This is a genomic window from Streptomyces sp. YIM S03343 (assembly GCF_054729195.1).
Genome location: NZ_JBPUKX010000002.1, coordinates 414,146 through 434,754 on the forward strand (window position 1 = coordinate 414,146; position 20,609 = coordinate 434,754).

The window sequence follows — 20,609 nt, forward strand, 5'->3', positions numbered from 1 at the left end:
CCGGGCAAGGAGGAGAATTCATGCCTATCAGCCCTAGCCAAGGATCCAGCGGCGGCGGCACCACCGTCACGATCACCGGCACCAACCTCTCGGGCGCCACCGCCGTGCACTTCGGCACACACTTGGCCACCATCACCGCCAACACCGCCACCTCGGTCACCGTGACCTCCCCCGCCGGCAGCGGTGCGGTCGACGTCACCGTGACCACGCCGGGCGGGACGAGCAACCCGCTCGCGTTCTACTACGTCGGGGCGCCGTTCAAGCAGACCCTCAGCCCGACCTTCGGGTCGACCGCGGGCGGCGGGACCGTCACCATCACCGGCACCGGGCTCGCCAGTGCCACCAGCGTCGCCTTCGGCGCCAACTCCGCGACGCCGACCATCGTGTCCGACGGCCAGATCACGGCCACCGTACCGGCGGGCACGGCGGGATCGGTCGGCGTCACGGTCACCACGGCCGGCGGCACCAACAACGGGCTGTCGTACACGTACATCGCCGCCCCGACGGTGACGACGGTCGACCCGGCGTCGGGATCGACCTCCGGCGGCACCCAGGTGACTCTGACCGGCACCAACCTGACCACCACCAGCCAGGTCACCTTCGACGGCAACCCGGCACCGTTCACCGTGCTCTCCGCGACCTCGGTGTCGGCCGTCACGCCTCCCGGTACCGCGGGCGCCGTCGACGTGGTTCTGACGAACGGCGCGGGCAGCGTCACCGTCACGGGCGGGTTCACCTACACCGCCGGTCCCGGCATCTGATCTCCCCTCAGCGGCCGGACCCTCCGGCGGGCCGTGCGTCACCAGCGGACGTGACGGCCCGCCCGGGTCCGCCCGCCTCCGCGCCCCGGCCCGGGCACCCTCACTGCCCGGGCCGGGGCCCTCGCCCGCCGCAGACGCTACGGAGACACCGTGAAAGACAGCGCCCCCAGGCCCGAAGCCGCACCGCATCCCACCGTCGTCACCGCCGTTCCCACCCTCACCTCGGTCGTGCCCGGTTCGGGCCCTGCGGCGGGCAGCAACAACGTCGTCCTCAACGGCAGCGACTTCGTCGGCATCACCGCCGTCATGTTCGGCACCAAAGCGGCCCTCAGCTACTCGGTCGACTCCTCGACGAAGATCACCGCGGTGGCCCCCTCCGGCAGCGGCACAGTCGCGGTGACTGTCAAGAATCCGTCCGGGACCAGCAATTCGGTCTCGTACACCTATCTCCCCCAGCCCACCCTGACCAGCGTCACACCGAACCAGGGACCGTCCGCGGGCGGCACGTCCGTCGTCCTCGCCGGGACCAGTCTCACCGCGGCCACGGCGGTCATGTTCGGCGGCACTCCAGCCACCGCGTACACCGTCAACTCCGCCACCCAGATCACCGCCGTCACCCCCGGCGGACTCGGCGCCGTCCAGGTCACGGTCACCACCCCCGGCGGTACCACCGGCCCGATCTACTTCTTCTACGTCAACGCGCCGACCGTCAGCTCCGTCTCGCCGACCCAGGGACCGTCCACCGGCGGCACATCCGTCGTCCTCACCGGGGCGGACTTCACCGGGGCCACGGCGGTCACCTTCGGCAGTACCGCCGCCACCGGATACACCGTCAACTCCCCCACCCAGATCACCGCCGTCGCCCCCGCCGGAACGGGCGCGGTCCCGGTGACCGTCACCGGGCCGGGCGGTGTCAGCAACTCCGCCGTCTACACCTATGTGGCAGCACCGGTCCTCAGCTCCCTCGTCCCCAGCCAGGGACCCACCACCGGCGGGGCCTCCCTCACCCTCACCGGCACCGGACTGGCCTCCACCACGGCCGTCCGCTTCGGCGCCACGCCCGCATCGTTCACCGTGCTGTCCAACACCACGGTCGCCGCGATCGCCCCGGCGGGAACGTCCGGCCCCGTCTCGGTCACCGTGACCACGATCGGCGGCACCAGCAACTCCCTCACCTACACACGTGTCGCGCCTCCGGCCATCTAGAGGGCTGCCATGCGGATCATGCATGCGCCTGCGGATGGCCCATGCGGGTTCACCGGACCCACGCCTCCGCGGAATGACCAGGATTGCAGCGTAAAGTGACGATCCGGTATAAATATGGGCAAAGTTCGCCCCGATCGATCAAGGAGCCGACTTCGTGGGACGCAGACACAACCGAAGGATCTGGCCGACCGGCACCGTTCTGGCCCTGGCCGCCGTGGTGGGCCTCGCTTCTCCGGCCGCGGCGGCCGACTCCTCGACCACGACGGTCACCGCATCGCCTCCGGCGGCCACCGTGGGCCAGAGCGTGACCCTGAACGCGACGGTGAGCTGCCCCGGCGACCCCAGCCCAGGGCTCGGCATGACCTTCTGGGACGGTGCCGACACGCTGGCCACCGTCCCCGTCAGCGCCGGCGGACAGGCGCAGTACACCACCACCTTCAGCACCACCGGCACGCACACGATCACGGCCGCGTACAACGGGAACGACAACTGCTCGGGGTCGAGCAACACGACGGACGTCGTGGTCTCGGCGGTGACTCCCCCACCGCCCAGCGGCGGCGGGTTCTGCCTCCTCGTGTGCAGCGGGCTGTTCGGCTTCAAGGTCGGCGACATCCACCAGCACGTCGAAGTGAACTGACCCGCTCCAGGCGGCGACCCGGCCGGCGCCGCATCACCAGGCCCACGGACGCAGTGCGAGGACGAGCAGCCTGGACGGGGCACGCACCTCGTGCAGCACACAGCCGAGTCCCCGCGGGACATAGAGCGCCTCGCCCGCCAGCAGCCGTAGCTCCAGGGGCCGTTCGAGCAGAGCGCTGGAGGGGCCCGGCGACGCCGGTTCGAGCCGGGCGCGGCAGCCGCCGCGCACCGGCAGGTACACCAGGTCGCCGCCCGTGGAGTCGCCGAAGTGCCGTGCACCGGCAGGCAGGTCCAGATACGAGCCGTCCACCCGGCAGCCCAGCAGGCGCCCCAGCCGGGAAGCCAGTGCAGCCGTCCCTGCGGCCCGGCTGGCCGGGACGGGGTCCGCGGGCAGCCCGTGGCGCGGTACGCCGGGCCGCCGGTGGCGCGGTACTCCGAGCAGCCGGGGCAGCACCGCGTCGGCACCCTCCGGCCACACCACGGCGGGGCCCTTGTCGCGGTGGACGGCGAGACACACCGCCAGGTCCCTCGCGAAGCGGCCGAGCCCCGTTCCCTCCTCAGTCGTCGCCGATCGGTGGTCCACGTCCAGCTCCCGCCCTCGCGCCCTCGGTGTGCGGGAACTCTCCCGTACAAGGGGCGGGTTGCGGGAGTCACGTGTTCCCGGTACCGGACCGGCGCCCGGGCTCCGGACCCGGTCCACGGCACGGGACGGACACCGTCCCCGACGACGGCCCGCCGCCGCACGTCATAGGGCCTGTCGTCAAATTCCCGTCGTCCGCCCGAAGGGCGGGCCCGGCGGCGTCACGGGGGTCCCCCTGCTCGAGCGAAGCCGAGAGCTCGGGGGAGCGTGCGATCGCAAGGCGCCGGAGCGCCCTCGTGGCAGAGCCACGTGGGCGATTCGGCAACGCCGCCGGGGGCACCCCCTGCTCGCAGAGCTTGGGGAGTGCGTGCCAGGCGTCGCCGGGCAGGCGGGAATTTGACGACAGGCCCTTAGGGCGCCGAGTCGAGGAGTCCCTGCCGCGCGGCGAGCGCTCCGGCCTGGAAGCGGCTCTCGGCACCGAGGGTCTCCATGATGTCGGCGATGTGCTTGCGTGCGGTGCGCAGGGACATGCCGATACGGCGGGCGATGGCCTCGTCCTTCAGCCCGGCGGCCAGCAGCCGCAGGATGGTCCGGTGCAGGTCCTTGGCGACGAGTTCCAGGCCGTCGGCCGCGGCGTCGGAGAACGGGGCGGCCTGCGTCCACGCCTGTTCGAACACCTCGCACAGATAATGCACGACCGAGGGTTCCCGGATCACCACCGCGCCCCAGGTACCGCCGCGTTCGGGGACGAAGGCCTCCTTGCGGTCGAAGACGATCAGCCGGCCGAAGAGTTCGTGGGCGGTACGGTACTCGGCGCCGAGGGCGGACACCGTGGCGACGTAGGCCTGGCTGGGGCCGTTGAAGCGTGCCGTGTGGTGGTAGAGGGTGCGGATACGCACCCCTCGCGAGAGCATCGCGGTGTCGCGGGCCAGGGCCTCGCGCAGGACCTCAGGCATCCGGCTGCCGCCGGGCTGGCTGGCGAGCATCTCCTCCGTGCACTCCAGCGCCGCCCGGTTGAGGGCGACGCGCACCTCGTCGACCCCGGAGATCACCTCCAGGTCGACGGAGACCCGGCTGAGGCTGTCCAGGTAGTGGCCGCGCAGATCGGCGAACCGGTCGCGGATGCGGTGGAGTTCGGCCTGCTGGGTACGGATCCCGGCCTCCATGCCGGTGGTCACCACGGCGGCCACGAGGTCCGGGTCGACCGGGCGTAATCGCCCGGGGTCCGACGCGTCGGGCTTGAGCAGGCCGAGTTCGGTCAGATTGGCGACGGCGGCGGCCACGTCCTCGCGGCCGAGGCCGAGGTCCCGGGCCGCGTCGTCGGGATCCATCCTTCCGTTCACCGCCACCCATCCGTACAGGGTGACTTCCTTGTCACTGGGCCGTACAGGCGGGTCAATTGCCTGACTATGTTCCGATATGAACATTACGTCCCCTGTTCGTCTTGCTGCGGGGCAGCTTGGTGAGCCCCCTGGTAGCTGGCCATGACAAGCACCGGCACGGGAGTCTTGAAGCACCGGAGACCGAACCAGTCGGAACACATCGGAACAACGGTTCCGCTCTAGGAATCAGAACCAGGAGTGCTCTTCATGAAGTCCTTCCGTGCCGCCGCAGGGTCCACCGTCGAGCACACCGTCCGCGTCGCGTTCAGGGGAGCGGCCCGGTCCGGGTCCGCACGGCCGTCCGGACCGGCCCGGCAGTCCGTGTTCACCTGCACGGTCGCGGAGGGCGAGGACAGCGGATGGGGCTGCGCGGGCAGCTGAGGCCGGTCCGAACGCGGCACGGCCTGCCGGGCGCGCGGCACCCCGGAGCGAACCGGCGGGGGCGGCGCGACCGCCGGCCGGCCTGATGCCGCTCGGTGCTTCGCCCCCGGACCGGCAGGCGGTCACCACTCGTCCCGCCCCCTGTGTGCCGTCTCCCCAGTCCACCGGAAGACCGTAGTCCGTGTCACCGGCAGTCCCCCCTGTGGCCCGCTGAAGCGCGGGCAGCGGCCCTGACCGACGGGCTGTCCCGAGGGTCCGGCCGCCCGGCCCCGCCCCCACGAAAGGCATATCGTGAGCCCCTTCGCCACCGACGTCCTGCACCTCCTCAGCGACCGTGAACTCGAGGTTCTCGGGCATCTCGCCGAGGGGCACACGTACACCTCCATCGCACGGCGCATGAATCTGAGTCCGCACACGGTGGACACCTATCTGCGCAGGATCCGGGGGAAGGCGGGCGTCAGCAACCGCGCGCACCTCATGGTGCTGGCCCTTCAGGTCACCTGGCGCCATGACCTGGGCATGGCGCAGGCCTGAGTCCTTTCCGCTGTACGACGGCGGAGGGCGCCGGTGGGCCGACAAGGTCCACCGGCGCCCTCCGCCGCCGTCGTGTTGCACTTCGCGCGCCGTCGCGGCACCGGCGGGGCGCCGCTCAGCCGATCTGGCGGTCGCGGCCCGCGAGCAGTCCGGCCGTGATCTGGACGAGGGTCATCACCAGGACGAACGCCAGGGGCGCACGCCAGCCGCCGGTGTGGCCGTAGAGCGCGCCGACGACGAGCGGGCCCGGGATCGAGATCAGATAGCCGACGCTCTGCACGAACCCGGAGAGGCGGACGACGGTGGCGCTGTCCCGCCCGCGCATGCTGATCATCGTCAGGGCCAGCGGGAACGAGCAGTTGGCGATGCCGAGAAGGATCGCCCACAGCCAGGGCGCGCTGCCGGGGAAGGCCCACAGCCCCGCGAACCCGGCGAGGCCGCACAGTCCGATGGTGACGGCGATCCCGCTCTGGCTGCGCAGCCGTCCGGCCGCCGCGGACAGCGCGAAGGACAGCGGTACGCCGAGCAGCGAGGTGCCGGAGAACAGCAGCCCGGCGCTCTCGGCGGACAGCCCGGCGTCGCGGAACATCTGCGGCAGCCAGCCGATGATGACGTAGGCGGAGCTCGCCTGGAGGCCGAAGTAGGCGGTGAGCGCCCAGGCGGTGGGGTCGCGGGAGATCCGGCGGGCGGGGGCCTGCGGTTCGTCACCGGCCCGGTCCGCCCGCGGGGCCGCGGCCTGCGCCTCCGGTTCCTTCCGGCGGGCCAGGGCGACCCAGGGTGCCACGGCCGTCGCAGCGAGGAGGGCCCAGACCCCCAGGCCCCAGCGCCAGTCGCCTCCGAAGGCCTCGGTCAGGGGGACGGTGACGGCGGCGGCGGTGGAGGCGCCGGCGTTCAGCGCCATGGAGTACAGGCCCGTCATCGCGCCCACCCGGTCGGGGAAGCGGTGCTTGACGACGGCCGGGAGGAGCACGTTCGAGATGGCGATACCGGCGAGCGACAGGGCGGTCAGGGCGACGAACAGGGCGGCACTGCCGGCGAACGGGCGGGCGGCGAGACCGATCGTGACCAGCCCGGCTCCGGCCGCGATGGCACCGCTCGCGCCGTAGCGCCGGGCGAGGGCGGGAGCGGCGGAGCCGACGAGGGCGAAGCACACCGCGGGGATGGCGGTGAGCAGTCCGGCGACGGTGCCGCTCATGGCGAGGCTGTGGCGGACCTCTTCGAGGACGGGGCCGAGGCTGGTGACGCCGGGGCGCAGATTCAGGGCCGCGACGACCAGCGCCACCACCGCCAGCCTGCGTACCTGCTTGTTCGGACCCGGGGTCGCCGTCCGGACGGGGGTCGCCGTCCGGACAGACGCGGCCCGATGGGCAGTCGACCGGCCGGGGCGGGAGGCGGGGCTCTCGAGCTCATCCTTCAGCATGGACCTATCATAGACTCATCCCATGACTTTTTGTCCAGCGATAGGACATCCAGTTATAGGATGACTTTGCTGCCCGCGGATACGATGTCATGGGACCACCTCGACATAGGGTGAGAGGATGAGCATGGAGCCCGTTCGTCGTGAAGCACTGTCCGACCAGGTGATCGCCCGTCTGCGGCGGCAGATCACCTCCGGGACCTGGCCGGTGGGTTCCCGTATCCCCACCGAGACGGAGCTGGTCGAGCAGCTCGGGGTGGCGCGCAACACGGTGCGGGAGGCCGTCCGCGCCCTGGCCCACACGGGTCTGTTGGACATCCGGCACGGTTCGGGGTCCTACGTCCGGGCGACCAGCGAGCTGGCCGGGATGATGCGGACCCGTTTCGAGCGGGCCGAGACCGGCGACGTCACCGAGGTGCGCGGCGCCCTGGAGATGCGCGCGGCCCGGCTGGCCGCCGTACGCCGCACCCCGGAGGACCTGGAGCGGCTGGACGCCCTGCTGGCCCAGCGGGACAAGGCCTGGTCGGAACGGGACACGGTCGGGTTCGTGAACGCGGACGCGGCCTTCCACCTGGCTGTTGTCGCCGCCTCACACAACACGGTGCTGGCCGAACTGCACGCGGATCTCGGCGAGGTGATCCGGATCTCGCTGCTGGACCACTTCGGCGAGGCGCTGCGCCCCGAGCAGTTCCAGGACCACGCCCGCCTGGTCACCGCCATCCGCGACCGCGACGCCGACCGCGCCGCCCGCGAGTCCGCCACCTACACGGACTGCGCTCCGGCACCGGCCGCCGACTGACCTGCGGCAGCCGGGAGGAGACCGCCGCGATCGCCGACCGCTCGGCCCGGGCGCTCGGCGGCGACGCCTCAGCCCGGCCGGAGGGCACGGAGACATCCGCCACGGTCGTCAGCCCCAGAGTTCCTGTTCCCGCCGCTGAGCAGCCCGGGCGAAGTCCGCTGCGGTTCGGCAACGTCCTGAACGGGCGCGGGGCTGTCCCGTCATGCGGCTCCGCCGCGATGGGGGTACCTCCCTGCTCGAACGAAGTCGAGAGCTTGGGGAAGCGACCAGCCACGATGGCGCCGCGGACGACAAACGGCACATCGCGGCACTTCCCGCGGAGCGCTCAGGCGCTCAGCCCCGGGCGCTCGACGCCACAGCCGTGAACTCCTCCAGCGTCTCCCGCATGATCTGCGGCATCTCGCGTTCCTCGGACGGTGCTATCCAGAGTTCGAAGCCGACCTTGAAGACGGCGATGCCCATCTCGGCCGTCAGACTCGCGGCCGGCTCCGGGACACCGCGGCCGCGCAACGCCTCGGCCAGCCCGGCGGCCATCGACGCGAGCTTGATCAGCTCACGCTCCTGGAGCTCCCGGTTCGCGCTGACGACGGCCTGGCGCTGCCGGGCGCGGTCACGGCCGCCGGCGAACATCTCGCAGGCCGCCTCCAGCCCTGCCGCCACCGCGTCGACCGGCGCCGCGGACTCGGGGGCCCCGGCAACGGCGTCGACGTACAGCTCCTGGAGCGGTCCCGAACCGGCGAACAGCACCTCGCGCTTGTCGGCGTAGTGACGGAAGTAGGTCCGCTCGGTGAGTCCCGCCCGCTCTGCGATCTCCGCGACCGTCGTCTGCTCATAACCGCGCTCGCTGTAGAGCTCCAGCGCTGCCTTCGCCAGGCGCCCGCGCGCGTCCGGCTGCCATCTGCCCATGCGCGCATCCTACGTGATGACAGTGCCTGACATCAGGTGTACGGTCGATGACAGCAACTGACATCAACAGTCTGGGGTTCTCCCATGCGTTTCTTTGTGACAGGTGCGTCCGGCTGGATCGGCTCCGCCGTAGTCCCCGAGCTGATCGGCTCGGGTCACCAGGTCGTGGGGCTGGCCCGTTCCGACGCCTCCGCCGCCGCGCTGACCGCGGCCGGGGCGGACGTGGTCCGCGGCACGCTCGACGACCTCGATGTGCTGGGGAGCACCGCCGCAGCGTCGGACGGGGTGATCCATCTCGCCTTCAAGCACGACATCGCCTTCTCCGGCGACTTCCAGGGCGCGGCCGAGGCCGACCGGCGCGCCGTGGACACGTTCGGCGACGCGCTCGCCGGCAGCGACCGCCCGTTCGTTCTCGCCTCCGGTGTGTTCGGCCTCGCGCCCGGCCGCGTCGCGACCGAGCAGGACACGCCCGGAAGCGACGGTTCGCCGATGTCGCACCGCATGGCCACCTCCCAGGCGGTGCTGGCCCTCGCCTCGCGGGGTGTGCGCTCGGCGGTGGTGCGGCTGTCCCCGACGTGCCACGGCGAGGGGGACAACGGCTTCATGGCGTCGCTGGTCGCCGTCGCCCGCGCGAAGGGGGTGTCCGGGTACGTCGGTGACGGCGCCGTCCGCTGGCCCGCCGTCCACCGGCTCGACGCGGCGCATCTGTTCTGCCTGGCGGTCGAGAAGGCCCCGGCCGGTTCGGTGCTGCACGGCGTCGCCGAGGAGGGCGTCGCGCTCCGTGACGTCGCCGAGGTCATCGGGCGCCGGCTTGGCATCCCCGTGGCCTCCGTGGCCCCCGACGCAGCGGGCGGGCACTTCGGCTGGCTGGCCCCCATGGTCGCCCTCGACTCCCCGGCCTCCAGCCACGCGACCCGCGAGCTGCTCGGCTGGCACCCCACCCACCCCGGCCTCGTCGAGGACCTCGACAAGGGCCACTACTTCCACTCCGCCGACTCCGCCGCGTAGAACGGCCGCTGACAGAAACCCCAGAACAGGCGGGGCCGCACGGTTCGGGGGATCGTGTGGTGTGTCCGGACGCGCGGGTTTGGCGGTCCCGGGTCGGGGGACGCGGTAGCACCCGGGGTCTCCCGCTGCGCGTGTCCGGCGGAAGCTCACGGCTGGTCCGACGACCTCGGTCGAGGAGCCCCCGGCCAACGACGCTAAGGAGATCACCAGCCCCATGGACACCGCCGAACTCATCGAACTCGGACAGCAGTTGCGGGTGGACAGTGTGCGCGCCTCGGCCGCAGCGGGATCCGGGCATCCGACGTCCTCGATGTCCGCCGCGGATCTGATGGCGGTACTGCTGGCCCGCCATCTGCGCTACGACTTCGGTCACCCGGAGCACCCGGGCAATGACCGGTTCGTGCTCTCCAAGGGGCACGCCTCGCCGCTCCTCTACTCCGCGTACAAGGCGGCGGGCGCGATCGACGACGCCGAACTGCTCACCTTCCGCAAGGCGGGCAGCCGGCTGGAGGGGCATCCCACGCCACGCCGGCTTCCATGGGTCGAGACCGCCACCGGATCGCTCGGGCAGGGGCTGCCGGTCGGTGTCGGGATCGCGCTCGCCGGCAAGCGGCTGGAGCACGCCCGGTACCGCGTGTGGGTACTGTGCGGGGACAGCGAACTGGCCGAGGGCTCCGTGTGGGAGGCCGCCGAGCACGCCGGGTACGAGCATCTGGACAACCTCGTCGCGATCGTCGACGTCAACCGGCTCGGCCAGCGCGGACCCACCCGGCACGGCCATGATCTCGACGCCTACGCCCGCCGCTTCCAGGCATTCGGCTGGCACACCGTGGAGGTCGACGGCCACGACGTGGACGCCGTGGACCGCGCCTACGGCGAGGCGGAGTCCACCAAGGGGCAGCCCGTCGCCGTCCTCGCCCGCACGTTCAAGGGCAAGGGCGTGGCGGCCGTACAGGACCGCGAAGGGCTGCACGGCAAGCCGCTGCCCGAGCCCGGGGAGGCGATCGAGGAGCTGGGAGGCGTACGGGACCTGCGCGTCGCCGTGCGGACACCGCCCGCCGCCCCTGTGGTCGGTGACGGGCCGACCGGACGGCTCGATCTGCCCCGGTGGGAACTCGGCGAGGAGGTGCCGACCCGCGACGCCTTCGGCAAGGCCCTCACCGCGCTCGGCAGTGCGCGCCGCGATGTCGTCGTGCTCGACGGCGAGGTCGGCGACTCCACCCGCGCGGAGCTGTTCGCCAAGGAGCACCCCGACCGGTACTTCGAGTGCTACATCGCCGAGCAGCAGCTCGTGGCCGGTGCGGTGGGGTTCGCGGCACGCGGCTGGGTGCCGTACGCCGCGACGTTCGCCGCGTTCCTGACCCGCGCCCACGATTTTGTGCGGATGGCCTCGATCAGCGGGGCCGGGATCAATCTGGTCGGCTCGCACGCCGGGGTCGCGATCGGGCAGGACGGGCCCTCGCAGATGGGCCTGGAGGACCTGGCGATGTTCCGTGCCCTGCACGGCTCGACCGTGCTCTACCCGTGCGACGCCCATCAGACCGCCCGGCTGGTCGCCGATATGGCCGGGCTCGACGGCATCCGCTATCTGCGCACCTCGCGCGGCGCCACGCCGGTCGTCTACGGCCCCGACGAGGAGTTCCCGGTCGGCGGCAGCAAGGTGCTGCGTTCCTCCGACCACGACCGGCTGACGATCGTGGCGGCCGGTGTCACCGTGCACGAGGCGCTGCGGGCGGCCGACGCGCTGGCCGGTGAGGGCATCGCCGTCCGGGTCGTCGACCTGTACTCGGTCAAGCCCGTCGACCGGACCGTGCTGCGCCGGGCCGCCGAGGAGACCGGCTGTCTGATGACCGTCGAGGACCACCGTCCGCAGGGCGGCCTCGGCGACGCCGTCCTCGACGCGTTCTCCGACGGCAGGCCCGTACCCCGCCTGGTGCGGCTGGCCGTGCGGACCATGCCGGGCTCGGCGTCGCCACAGGAGCAGCTGCACGCCGCCGGGCTCGACGCCGAGTCGATCGCCGCCTCCGCCCGGCTGCTGGTGGAGACCGCCGTCGTACCGTGACCGACACAGGACGATGCGCCTAGAGCAGGTGGATCAGCCGCCCACCACCGCCGGCACGGCCAGCGCCCCCAGCACCGTCGCCCCGAGCAGCAGCCACGCCACATAGTCACCGATGTGCCCGGAGTGGAGCCGTCGCAGGGGCCGGGTCCGGTCCGGGGCGATCGCCCAGCGCGGGGCGGGTCACCGCGAGGGCGGCGAGGCCCGCCGCCGGTGCCGTGGACTCCGGGCGGCGCCCAGTGGGGTGCAGGCGTGGCTTTGCCCGAGACGGTTGCGCTCATACTGTGGCCTACCAGTCCGGCGAAGCCGTGGGCCACGCCGACGGGCCCCACCTCCTCACACCGGTCCCGCGATCACGCGACGGGCCGTACGGGTGCTCCGGGAGCGGAGGGAGAAACGGGGGCCGTCGGGCGGCTCAGCCCTCGGAGCGACCATGTTCGAGCCGCACCGGGCCCTGGCGTTCGACCTCGTCCCTCAGCAGTATCGACAGCAGGGACGCCACCGTCAGACCGGCCTCGGCGGGATGACGGAGGATCTTGCCCGGCTCGATGCGGTAGATGTTGGTGCGGCCGTGGCGGGTGTGGGACAGATAGCCGTCCTGCTCCAGATCCGAGATGATCTTCTGCACGGCGCGTTCGGTGAGCCGGCAGCGCGCCGCGATGTCGCGGATCCGGGCGTTGCGGTTGTCAGCGATGGCGGCCAGCACACGAGCGTGGCTCGTGAGGAACGTCCATCCGATGTGCGATGTGGGCACTCCATCCACTCCGACCATGAGCGAAATCGTACGATCGGACATTCACGGCTTCAGAAGAATGAAAATAAATTCATGTAAAGCTTGACGTCATACTCGATTCGGCGTGACGGTGGAAACACGGTTTATGCGAGTACCCATCGAGAGGCAGTTATGCCCAGGCACACCGAGAGGTCTCGGTCGATCGACGGGGACGGCGCCTTCCGCGCCGGAGCGGTTGCCCCGCCCTCGGTCACGGCACGCTCCGACGGAGACCGTGTCCTCGTCGCTGTACGCGGGGAACTCTGCCTCGACGACTGCGACATGCTCGAGCGAACCCTCCGCACCGCCCTCGCCGGGTCCGCCGGAGCGGTGGATCTCGACCTCGGCGCCCTCGACTGCTGGGACTGTTCCGCGCTCAATGTGCTGCTGACGATGCGCCGCCAGGCGCTCGCCGCGGGCAAGACGCTCACCGTGATCAGCGCCGGCACCGCGGCGGAGCGGCTGATGGCCCTCACCGACACGCAAGCCCTGTTCACGCCCGCCGGGACGTCCGGACCATCGGCCGAGCCGGAGCCGGTTTCCGAGCCGACGGAGGACGGATCCGGTCTGCGGGCCGAGCTGGTCCAGCTCCGCCGGGCCATGCAGACCCGTCCGGAGATCGACCTGGCCCGCGGCATCCTCATGGCGTCGTTCAGGCTGAGCACCGACGAGGCGTGGGACGTCCTGGTCATGGCCTCCCAGAACACCAACACCAAGCTGCACCGGCTGGCCACGAACGTGGTCGGCGCGATCGACGGAACGCCGTTGCCCGACCCGGTGCAGCGGCATCTGACCACGGCTGTCGTCACGATCACCGCCGCCGGGAACCGGCGCAGGCGCCGGAGCGGCGCGAGTCCCGGACGTCTGTGAGCTCGCGGGCCGCTCATTCTCACTCCTGACAATGTCTCCCTCAGAACCGGTCCGCACGGCGGACGGGACATTCTCGTCCACGACGGCGGCAAAACGCAGGTCCGCAGATTCATGTCCCTTCGATGGCCCTCCTTGGCCCGGCCCGTCTCGGCGACACGGACAGCCGGCCGACATGAATCTGCCCGACGCAGCAGACAAGCGGCTGTCCACGGTCCGGGTCGTGGCCGAGGGCTGAGGCCGGATGGAAGCGGCCAGGAGATACGGCCGGGCCCCGTCAGCCTCCCGGCAGACGGGACCCAGTCGTTCCCGGGCGGAGGTCAGCGGCCGAGTGCGTCCTCCAGCTCGGACTTCGTCATCGAGGAGCGGCCGTGGATATTGCGCTTCTTGGCTTCCTCGTACAACTGGTCCTTGGTGGGGCCTTGGGCGCCGCTGTGCGAACGTTGCCCGCCCCGCTCGTACGCCGACTTCGGGTCCTGCGTCGACGTCCTGCTTGCGGACTTCGACTCGCCGGACCTCGCCCGCTCCTTGTTGACCGTGCGCGCGGCGATCTCCTTGGCCCGCTCGGCCGACTCGCCGCGGTCCTCGGCGCTCTCCTTGATGTGCTCGTACTGACGCTCACGTTTGGCATTCGATCCAGCCGGCATGGCGGCAACTCTCCTTCACAGATGACGACGCGGGACCCGGTGCCGTCCGCGACCGCACGTGGGGCCGAAGCGGCGGCGGGTCCGGGAACGTGCGGGACCGGGTCCCCGCGCGCGCTCCGAACGAAACGCGCGTCGGGGGACATTCGGGCGGGCCGTGGGGCGGGTTCGGGACCCGCGGCCGGTCGGCGCCGGGCGGCTGGATCAGTAACCCGAACCGGGGTCGCTCGGCCGGACCCGGCCGCGCCATGCACCGGTCTCGCTGCCGCGGTGCTCGATGTAGTCCTTGAAGCGGTGCAGATCGCCCCTGACCGTGCGGTCGATCATGCCGAGCATGTCTGCGCCCTTCTCGGCCATGCCGGTGGGCTCGACCTCCATGGTGAGTTCCACACGGGTCCGCGCCTCGTCCAAGGGCTGGAAGCGGACGGATCCGCGCTGCTTGGTGTCCCCGCCTGTCGAGCGCCAGGTGATCCGGTCGTCGGGCAGCTGGTCGACGATCTCGGTGTCGAACTCCCGGCGTACACCGCCGATCTTCATGGTCCAGTGGTTGTGCCGGTCGTCGAGCTGCGTCACCTCCTCGACGCCCTCCATGAAGAGGGGGAACTCCTCGAACTGGGTCCACTGGTTGTATGCGGAGCGGACGGGAACGTCGACGTCCACCGTCTCCTTGACCGTACTCATCGGTTCCTCCTCGTCTGCGACGGTCGGTCGCGCCGGGCCAGGGGCCCGCGGCACGGTGTGCGGCACACCGGGTACCCGGCCTGAGGAAGGACAGACACCCCGATCGCCCCGAGATGCACCCCGGTACTCCAGGGCGTGTGAGTCCGACGCGACCGGGCACTCGGGCGGGGCGGATCCGACCGGACCGCTTGCGACACCGGAGGTGAAGGACATGGGACACGGCGGAAACGTGATCGACGAACTGGTCACCGACCACCGCGAGGTCGAGGAGCTCTTCGGCAAGATCGAGGGGCTGCCGCCCGGTGACAAGAACCGCAAGCTGTACGCCGACCAGGCCACCATCGAGCTGGTACGGCACTCGGTGGCGGAGGAGTCGTATCTCTACCCGGCCGTGCGCGAGCACGTGGTCGGCGGCGACGCGATTGCCGACAAGGAGATCGACGACCACGCCAGGGCCGAGCAACTCATGAAGGACCTGGAGAAGTGCCAGGCGGACGACCCCGACTTCGACCGGCTGATGGACACGCTGATGAGCGGGATCCGTATGCACCTCGCCGACGAGGAGCAGAACCTCTTCCCGAAGCTGCGCGCCAGCTGCCCCGCCGAGGCCCTGGACGAGCTCGGGGACAAGGTGCGCAGGGCCAAGAAGACGGCGCCGACCCGGCCGCACCCCTCGGCACCGGACGAGCCACCGGCCGACAAGCTGCTCGCCCCTGGCGTCGGTCTGATAGACCGCGTGCGCGACGCGCTCACCGGGCGTGGCAAGCACGCCTGACGGGCGTCGGCCCACGTGCGAAGCGCCGGACCGCCAGGTGCCGTCACACGGACGGAGGAGACGGGCATCACCCCGACGGCGTCGCGCTGTCGTCGGGGGGAACGCCTCGCCCTGCGGCGTGTCACTCGTGGCGGTGCGACCGCGCACCCTGCTGACCCGCAAATGGACACCCGGGAGACGTGATGACCCGAACCGCGAACGCTCCGGCACCCGCCGCGGATCCCTTCGCCGTGCCGGACGGTCCAGGTGGCCGGGCCGCCGTGTTCGACGTGGACGGAACCCTCGTCGACACCAATCATCTGCATGTGGTGACCTGGTGGGAGGCGCTGCGGCAGGCCGGCCACCTGGTACCCACGCACGCGATCCACCGGGCGGTCGGCCTTGCCTCCGGCGACCTGGTGACCCGGCTGCTGGGCGAGGCGACCCCACCGGCGGAGGTGGAGGATCTCGGTGCGGCCCACAAGGCGCTGTACGCCCAGTACTTCGAGCGGCTGGCCGCGCTGCCGGGCGCGGCCCGTCTGCTGCGGCGGCTGGCCGCCGACGGCTGGACGGTCGTCCTGGCCACCTCGGCAGGCGGTGAGGAACTGGCCGCGTTGCGGCGGGCGATCGACGCGGACGACGCTGTCACAGCGGCGGCCAGTGCGGACGACGTCGATGCGGGCAAGCCCTCCCCGGAGCCTGTCGAGCGGGCCCTGGAACTGGCCGGGGCGCATGCCGAGCGCGCGGTGTTCATCGGCGACACGGTGTGGGACATGGAGGCGGGCAGCCGGGCCGGGGTGCGGTGCCTGGCGGTGTTGTGCGGGGGAGTACCGCAACGGGCTCTGGAGGCGGCCGGTGCCGACGCCGTCTTCGACGACCCGGCCGATCTGCTCACCGCGCTGCCTGCGGCCCCGCCCGAGTGACCGGGGTGGTGCGTGCGGCCGGCGTTACGTCCGCTGCCGACGGGTACCCGTGCGGCACCAGGAACGAGGAAGGCACGCACCACGTCATAAGCGAGATCGACGGGGCGCCGACGGAGATCGGCTGCACCGTGACCGGCACGGCGTGGACCTACTGGCATACCACCGCCCACTCCCCGGACGGCACTTGGTTCCGTCCCCCGCCGCTGCCCGAACCACGCGGCCTTGTCTCGGCGGCGGACTGACGGCCTTGCGCGAACCGACACCCGCACCGGCATCGACTTCGGCGCCGGGCATCCCGTACGCCCTGCGGACCGTCCCCCTACGGCGACGATCTCCGGCTCGCCGCACGACCGGGCCGGGCCCGGAGTGAGGCGTGGCGGGCGCGGGATTCGGTGCGGGCGGCGGTAGCGTCGTCACCCTGCAGACCGATGTGTAGTGAAATGCCGCTTTCCGCCACCCGGGTGGGCGTCGTTCGGTCGCCGGAGTCGCCGGTCTCCGGGGTCGGCGCATGGGGTACGCGTGTGGCGCTTTCCGTGTCCGGCAGGACTGAGGAGGACCATGACGGAAGTGCCGCAACGCCTCGGCGAAGGGCGCAGACCTCCCGTCGCGCCGTTCCCGTCCGCGCGCACGCTGCTGGGGTGGATGTCGACCACCGACCACAAGGTGATCGGTCGGCTGTACATGGTGACCTCGTTCTCCTTCTTCCTCGTCGGCGGTCTGCTCGCCCTCGGGATGCGTGCCGAGCTGGCCCGGCCCGGGCTCCAGTTCATGAGCGAGCAGACCTACAATCAGCTCTTCACCGTGCACGGCACGATCATGATGCTGCTGTTCGCGACCCCGATGTTCGCCGGGTTCGCGAATGCCGTGATGCCGCTTCAGATCGGCGCGCCCGATATGGCGTTCCCGCGGCTGAACGCGCTGTCGTACTGGATGTATCTGTTCGGCGGTCTGATGGTCGTCTCGGGGTTCCTGGTGCCGGGCGGCGCCGCCGCGTTCGGATGGTTCGCCTACGCCCCGCTGAACAGCGCGTACTTCTCCCCCGGCGCCGGGGGAGATCTGTGGGCGATGGGGCTGGTGGTGACCGGTGTGTCGACGACGCTGAGCGCCGTCAACTTCATCGCCACGATCATGTGCCTGCGCGCACCGGGTATGACGATGTTCAGGATGCCGATCTTCACCTGGAACGTGCTGTTCACATCGATCCTGGTACTCCCGGCGTTCCCGGTGCTGGCAGCCGCGCTGCTGGCGCTGGAGGCGGACCGGAAGTTCGGTGCGCACATCTTCGACGCCGCGAACGGCGGAGCCCTGCTGTGGCAGCATCTTTTCTGGTTCTTCGGGCATCCCGAGGTCTACATCGTGGCGCTGCCGTTCTTCGGCATCGTTTCCGAGATCATCCCGGTGTTCTCGCGCAAGCCGCTCTTCGGGTATCTGCCGATGATCGGGGCGACCATCGGGATCACCATGCTGTCAGCGGTGGTGTGGGCGCATCACATGTTTGCGACGGGCGCGGTGCTGCTGCCGTTCTTCTCCGTGATGTCGTTCCTGATCGCGGTACCGACGGGGATCAAGTTCTTCGCGTGGATCGGGACGATGTACCGGGGTTCGCTGTCCTTCGAGACGCCCATGCTGTGGTCGGTCGGTTTCCTGGTGTCGTTCCTGCTCGGCGGGCTGAGCGGGGTGCTCATCGCGTCGCCGCCGCTCGACTTCCATCTCACCGACTCGTACTTCATCGTGGCCCATCTGCACTATGTGCTGTTCGGCACCGTGGTCTTCGCGATGTTCGCCGGGTTCTACTTCTGGTGGCCCAAGTTCACCGGGAAGATGCTCGACGAGCGGCTGGGCAAGGTGCAGTTCTGGCTGCTGTTCCCGGGCTTCCAGCTGACGTTCTTCGTGCAGCACTGGCTGGGCGAGGCGGGGATGCCCCGGCGGTACGCGAACTATCTGCCCGAGGACGGCTTCACCCTGCTCAACACCCTGTCGTCGATCGGTGCGTTGGTGCTCGGTGTCTCGACGCTGCCGTTCCTCTACAACGTGTGGCGCACGGCCCGCTCGGGGCGGCTCGTCGAGGTCGACGATCCATGGGGCTACGGGCGAGGCCTGGAGTGGGCCACCTCCTGCCCGCCGCCCCGGCACAACTTCGTGGCGCTGCCGCGGGTGCGGTCGGAGTCCCCGGCGTTCGATCTGCACCATCCGGACGTCGTACGGCAGGCGGTCGAGGAGGGACTGCGATGAAGGCCGAGGCGATGCTGTTCGGGGGCGTGGCGCTCTTCTTCGGCGGGGCAGCCCTGCTCTACGGACTGTGGTCGCACGACCCGACCGGCACGACGGCGCTCCTCGTGGCGTTCGGCATGGCCGCGCTGGTGTCGTTCTTCTGCGCGGTCCAGTACGTCCGCCGCGGGCGGCGCCCGCAGGACCGTGCCGACGCTGAGGTGGCCGACGCCGCCGGGCCGCTGGAGTTCTTCCCCGCGGACAGCCCCTGGCCCGTCGTCACGGCGTTCGGTTTCGCCGTCGCGGCGACCGGCGTGGTGTTCGGGCTGTGGCTGTTCCTCATCGGTCTCGTCGTGCTGGCCCGGGGTGTTCTGGGGCTTTCCCTGCAGTACGCGAGCCGGGGGGCCGATCAGGCGGGCTGATCGGGCGGCGCGGGGCACCCGGCCGGAACGCGGTGACCGGGCGGTGGCCGCTCTCGTAGCCTCCGGCCAGGGTCTGCCGTACCTCGCCGGTCTCGTCGCCCTCCTCCAGCCGCTCGCGTTCCGCGGCCAGCAGGGCGCGGCACAGGGCACGGGTCAGCAGGAAGGCGACGGCCGGTGCCGCGACCAGGGAGATCCGCAGAACCCAGGTCAGCGTGTTCAGCGAGATACGGAAGGTGGCCGCGATCACGTCGTTGCCGCCCGCCAGCAGCAGCACGGCGTAGAAGGTGATGCCCGCGACGCCCAGGCCGGTGCGCACGGGCCGTTCGCGGGGCCGGTTGCACAGATGCTGTTCCTGCCGCCACTCCCCCGTCAGCCGCTGCTCGACGAAGGGGTAGGCGTACAGGAGGGTGAACAGGAGGCCGGGCAGGACGACGGCGGGCAGCAGCACGTTCCACATGATGGTGTGGCCCGCGATATTCGTCTCCCAGGGCGGCATCAGCCGCAGGGAGCCCTCCAGGAAGCCGACGTACCAGTCCGGCTGGGACCCGGTGGACGCCTGGTCGGGCCGGTAGGGGCCGTACACCCATACGGGATTGATCTGCGCGACGCCCCCGAGGACGGCGGTCACCCCGAACACGGTGAAGAAGAGCCCCAGGGACTGCGCGGTGAACTGCGGGTACAAGGGTTTCCCGACGGCGTTGGCGTTGGTGCGGCCCGGTCCGCGCCACTGGGTGTGCTTGAGGTAGAACACCAGGATCAGATGGACGGTGAGCAGGGCGATCAGCGCGGCCGGGATCAGCAGGATGTGCAGGCTGTACAGGCGGGGCACGATGTCGTGGCCGGGGAACTCGGAGCCGAAGGCGAACAGCGCGAGGTACGTCCCCACCACCGGGATGGAGAGCATGACGCCCTGCGCGATGCGCAGCCCGGTGCCGGAGAGCAGATCGTCGGGGAGCGAGTAGCCCGCGAAGCCCTCGACTAGGGCGAGCACGAAGAGGGTGACGCCGATGACCCAGTTCACCTCGCGCGGCCTGCGGAAGGCGCCGGTGAAGAAGACCCGCAGCAGATGCACTCCGATCGCGCTGACGAAGACCAGCGCGGCCCAGTGGTGGATCTGCCGCATCAGCAGCCCGCCGCGCACATCGAAGCTGATGTGCAGCGTGGAGTCGAACGCGTCCGACACCAGCACCCCGCGCAGCGGCACATAGGGCCCGGCGTAGACGACCTCCCGCATGTCGGGCTTGAAGAAGAACGTCAGCCAGACGCCTGTCAGCAGCAGGACGACCAGGCTGTAGAGGGCGATCTCGCCGAGCAGGAACGACCAGTGGTCGGGGAAGGCCTTGCGCATCAGCACACCGGCCCCGTCGTTCAGCGGCAGCCGTGCGTCGACGGCGTCCGCCAACCGCTCTCCCCTCGTTCCGCGGGACGGCTCGCGGGACGGCTCGCGGGGCGCCGTCACGCCGGCTCCCCGGCACCGCGGGCGGCTTCCTCGTACGGCACACGGTTCACGGCAGGCCTCCCTGGGGCATCGGACCGATACGCTCCCGGCATCCGTTGCCCGGGGTCACGGGCGGCGCGTACCGGGCCCGCGCGAAACACTCGTGCGCCGGGGGCGGGACACCCGATCGGCTGACGGCGGCGCCCCGGATCCGCTGCGTGCGTCGTCCGT

Annotated in this window: 21 protein-coding genes; 13 read left to right on the forward strand and 8 right to left on the reverse strand. The window is 71.1% G+C overall.

Annotated elements, in window-relative coordinates; all coding sequences use genetic code 11:
* The first annotated feature begins 20 nt into the window (after positions 1-20).
* From ACSYGN_RS37605 to ACSYGN_RS37615, 3 genes are all read left to right on the forward strand, one after another.
* Positions 21-761: an IPT/TIG domain-containing protein gene (locus ACSYGN_RS37605; RefSeq protein WP_460404686.1), complete on the forward strand. Its 741-nt coding sequence runs from the start codon at positions 21-23 to the stop codon at positions 759-761.
* 150 nt (positions 762-911) lie between these two features.
* Positions 912-1,967 carry an IPT/TIG domain-containing protein gene (locus ACSYGN_RS37610; RefSeq protein ID WP_460404688.1) on the forward strand — a complete coding sequence of 352 codons (1,056 nt, stop codon included), beginning with the start codon at positions 912-914 and terminating at the stop codon, positions 1,965-1,967.
* 154 nt (positions 1,968-2,121) lie between these two features.
* Positions 2,122-2,604: an Ig-like domain-containing protein gene (locus ACSYGN_RS37615; protein ID WP_460404690.1), complete on the forward strand. Its 483-nt coding sequence runs from the start codon at positions 2,122-2,124 to the stop codon at positions 2,602-2,604.
* 33 nt (positions 2,605-2,637) lie between these two features.
* Here the strand turns inward: ACSYGN_RS37615 and ACSYGN_RS37620 are convergent, their stop codons facing one another.
* Positions 2,638-3,186, reverse strand: coding sequence for a hypothetical protein (locus ACSYGN_RS37620; RefSeq protein WP_460404692.1), 549 nt, complete (start codon positions 3,184-3,186; stop codon positions 2,638-2,640).
* A 407-nt stretch (positions 3,187-3,593) separates the two neighbouring features.
* Positions 3,594-4,526, reverse strand: coding sequence for a helix-turn-helix transcriptional regulator (locus ACSYGN_RS37625; protein WP_460404694.1), 933 nt, complete (start codon positions 4,524-4,526; stop codon positions 3,594-3,596).
* Between the two features lie 246 nt (positions 4,527-4,772).
* On the opposite strand from ACSYGN_RS37625, the gene ACSYGN_RS37630 reads away from it, so the two are divergent.
* Entirely contained in the window at positions 4,773-4,946 is a 174-nt protein-coding gene (locus ACSYGN_RS37630) for a hypothetical protein (protein WP_460404696.1), read from the forward strand.
* 291 nt (positions 4,947-5,237) lie between these two features.
* The gene (locus tag ACSYGN_RS37635; protein WP_460404698.1) at positions 5,238-5,480 is read left to right on the forward strand and encodes a response regulator transcription factor; all 243 of its coding nucleotides are present in this window, start codon (positions 5,238-5,240) and stop codon (positions 5,478-5,480) included.
* 115 nt (positions 5,481-5,595) lie between these two features.
* Here the strand turns inward: ACSYGN_RS37635 and ACSYGN_RS37640 are convergent, their stop codons facing one another.
* Positions 5,596-6,900 carry a CynX/NimT family MFS transporter gene (locus ACSYGN_RS37640; protein WP_460404700.1) on the reverse strand — a complete coding sequence of 435 codons (1,305 nt, stop codon included), beginning with the start codon at positions 6,898-6,900 and terminating at the stop codon, positions 5,596-5,598.
* Positions 6,901-7,018: 118 nt separating this feature from the next.
* Here ACSYGN_RS37640 and ACSYGN_RS37645 point away from each other — a divergent pair, with 118 nt between their 5' ends.
* Positions 7,019-7,696: a FadR/GntR family transcriptional regulator gene (locus ACSYGN_RS37645; protein WP_460404702.1), complete on the forward strand. Its 678-nt coding sequence runs from the start codon at positions 7,019-7,021 to the stop codon at positions 7,694-7,696.
* A 333-nt stretch (positions 7,697-8,029) separates the two neighbouring features.
* On the opposite strand, the gene ACSYGN_RS37650 is transcribed toward ACSYGN_RS37645, so the two are convergent.
* Positions 8,030-8,602 (reverse strand): TetR/AcrR family transcriptional regulator, encoded by a 573-nt coding sequence (locus tag ACSYGN_RS37650; RefSeq protein ID WP_460404704.1) that lies wholly within the window; start codon positions 8,600-8,602, stop codon positions 8,030-8,032.
* An 84-nt stretch (positions 8,603-8,686) separates the two neighbouring features.
* Between ACSYGN_RS37650 and ACSYGN_RS37655 the strand changes: the two genes are divergently transcribed.
* Together ACSYGN_RS37655 and ACSYGN_RS37660 are read left to right on the forward strand one after the other, a co-directional pair.
* Positions 8,687-9,610, forward strand: coding sequence for an SDR family oxidoreductase (locus ACSYGN_RS37655; protein WP_460404706.1), 924 nt, complete (start codon positions 8,687-8,689; stop codon positions 9,608-9,610).
* Positions 9,611-9,812: 202 nt separating this feature from the next.
* Positions 9,813-11,672, forward strand: a complete 1,860-nt coding sequence (locus ACSYGN_RS37660; RefSeq protein ID WP_460405758.1) for a transketolase — start codon at positions 9,813-9,815, stop codon at positions 11,670-11,672.
* 412 nt (positions 11,673-12,084) lie between these two features.
* Here the strand turns inward: ACSYGN_RS37660 and ACSYGN_RS37665 are convergent, their stop codons facing one another.
* Positions 12,085-12,441, reverse strand: a complete 357-nt coding sequence (locus ACSYGN_RS37665) for a helix-turn-helix transcriptional regulator (RefSeq protein WP_460404708.1) — start codon at positions 12,439-12,441, stop codon at positions 12,085-12,087.
* A gap of 132 nt (positions 12,442-12,573) precedes the next feature.
* On the opposite strand from ACSYGN_RS37665, the gene ACSYGN_RS37670 reads away from it, so the two are divergent.
* Positions 12,574-13,311 (forward strand): ANTAR domain-containing protein, encoded by a 738-nt coding sequence (locus ACSYGN_RS37670; protein WP_460404710.1) that lies wholly within the window; start codon positions 12,574-12,576, stop codon positions 13,309-13,311.
* Positions 13,312-13,628: 317 nt separating this feature from the next.
* Here the strand turns inward: ACSYGN_RS37670 and ACSYGN_RS37675 are convergent, their stop codons facing one another.
* Positions 13,629-13,955, reverse strand: coding sequence for a plasmid stabilization protein (locus tag ACSYGN_RS37675; RefSeq protein WP_460404712.1), 327 nt, complete (start codon positions 13,953-13,955; stop codon positions 13,629-13,631).
* Positions 13,956-14,156: 201 nt separating this feature from the next.
* Positions 14,157-14,633 (reverse strand): SRPBCC family protein, encoded by a 477-nt coding sequence (locus ACSYGN_RS37680; protein WP_460404714.1) that lies wholly within the window; start codon positions 14,631-14,633, stop codon positions 14,157-14,159.
* A 211-nt stretch (positions 14,634-14,844) separates the two neighbouring features.
* On the opposite strand from ACSYGN_RS37680, the gene ACSYGN_RS37685 reads away from it, so the two are divergent.
* From ACSYGN_RS37685 to ctaF, 4 genes are all read left to right on the forward strand, one after another.
* A complete protein-coding gene (locus tag ACSYGN_RS37685; RefSeq protein ID WP_460404716.1) occupies positions 14,845-15,408 on the forward strand; it encodes a hemerythrin domain-containing protein in 564 nt (187 codons plus the stop codon).
* A gap of 182 nt (positions 15,409-15,590) precedes the next feature.
* Positions 15,591-16,310, forward strand: a complete 720-nt coding sequence (locus tag ACSYGN_RS37690; RefSeq protein ID WP_460404718.1) for an HAD family hydrolase — start codon at positions 15,591-15,593, stop codon at positions 16,308-16,310.
* A 558-nt stretch (positions 16,311-16,868) separates the two neighbouring features.
* Entirely contained in the window at positions 16,869-18,542 is a 1,674-nt protein-coding gene (gene ctaD, locus ACSYGN_RS37695; RefSeq protein ID WP_460404720.1) for an aa3-type cytochrome oxidase subunit I, read from the forward strand.
* Complete coding sequence (gene ctaF / locus ACSYGN_RS37700; RefSeq protein ID WP_460404722.1) at positions 18,539-18,940, forward strand: aa3-type cytochrome oxidase subunit IV; 402 nt, start codon at positions 18,539-18,541, stop codon at positions 18,938-18,940. The genes ctaD and ctaF overlap by 4 nt, the downstream gene beginning before the upstream one ends.
* On the opposite strand, the gene qcrB is transcribed toward ctaF, so the two are convergent.
* Complete coding sequence (gene qcrB, locus ACSYGN_RS37705; RefSeq protein ID WP_460405760.1) at positions 18,858-20,288, reverse strand: cytochrome bc1 complex cytochrome b subunit; 1,431 nt, start codon at positions 20,286-20,288, stop codon at positions 18,858-18,860. The two genes, ctaF and qcrB, sit on opposite strands and share 83 nt — an antisense overlap.
* Positions 20,289-20,609 lie beyond the last annotated feature (321 nt).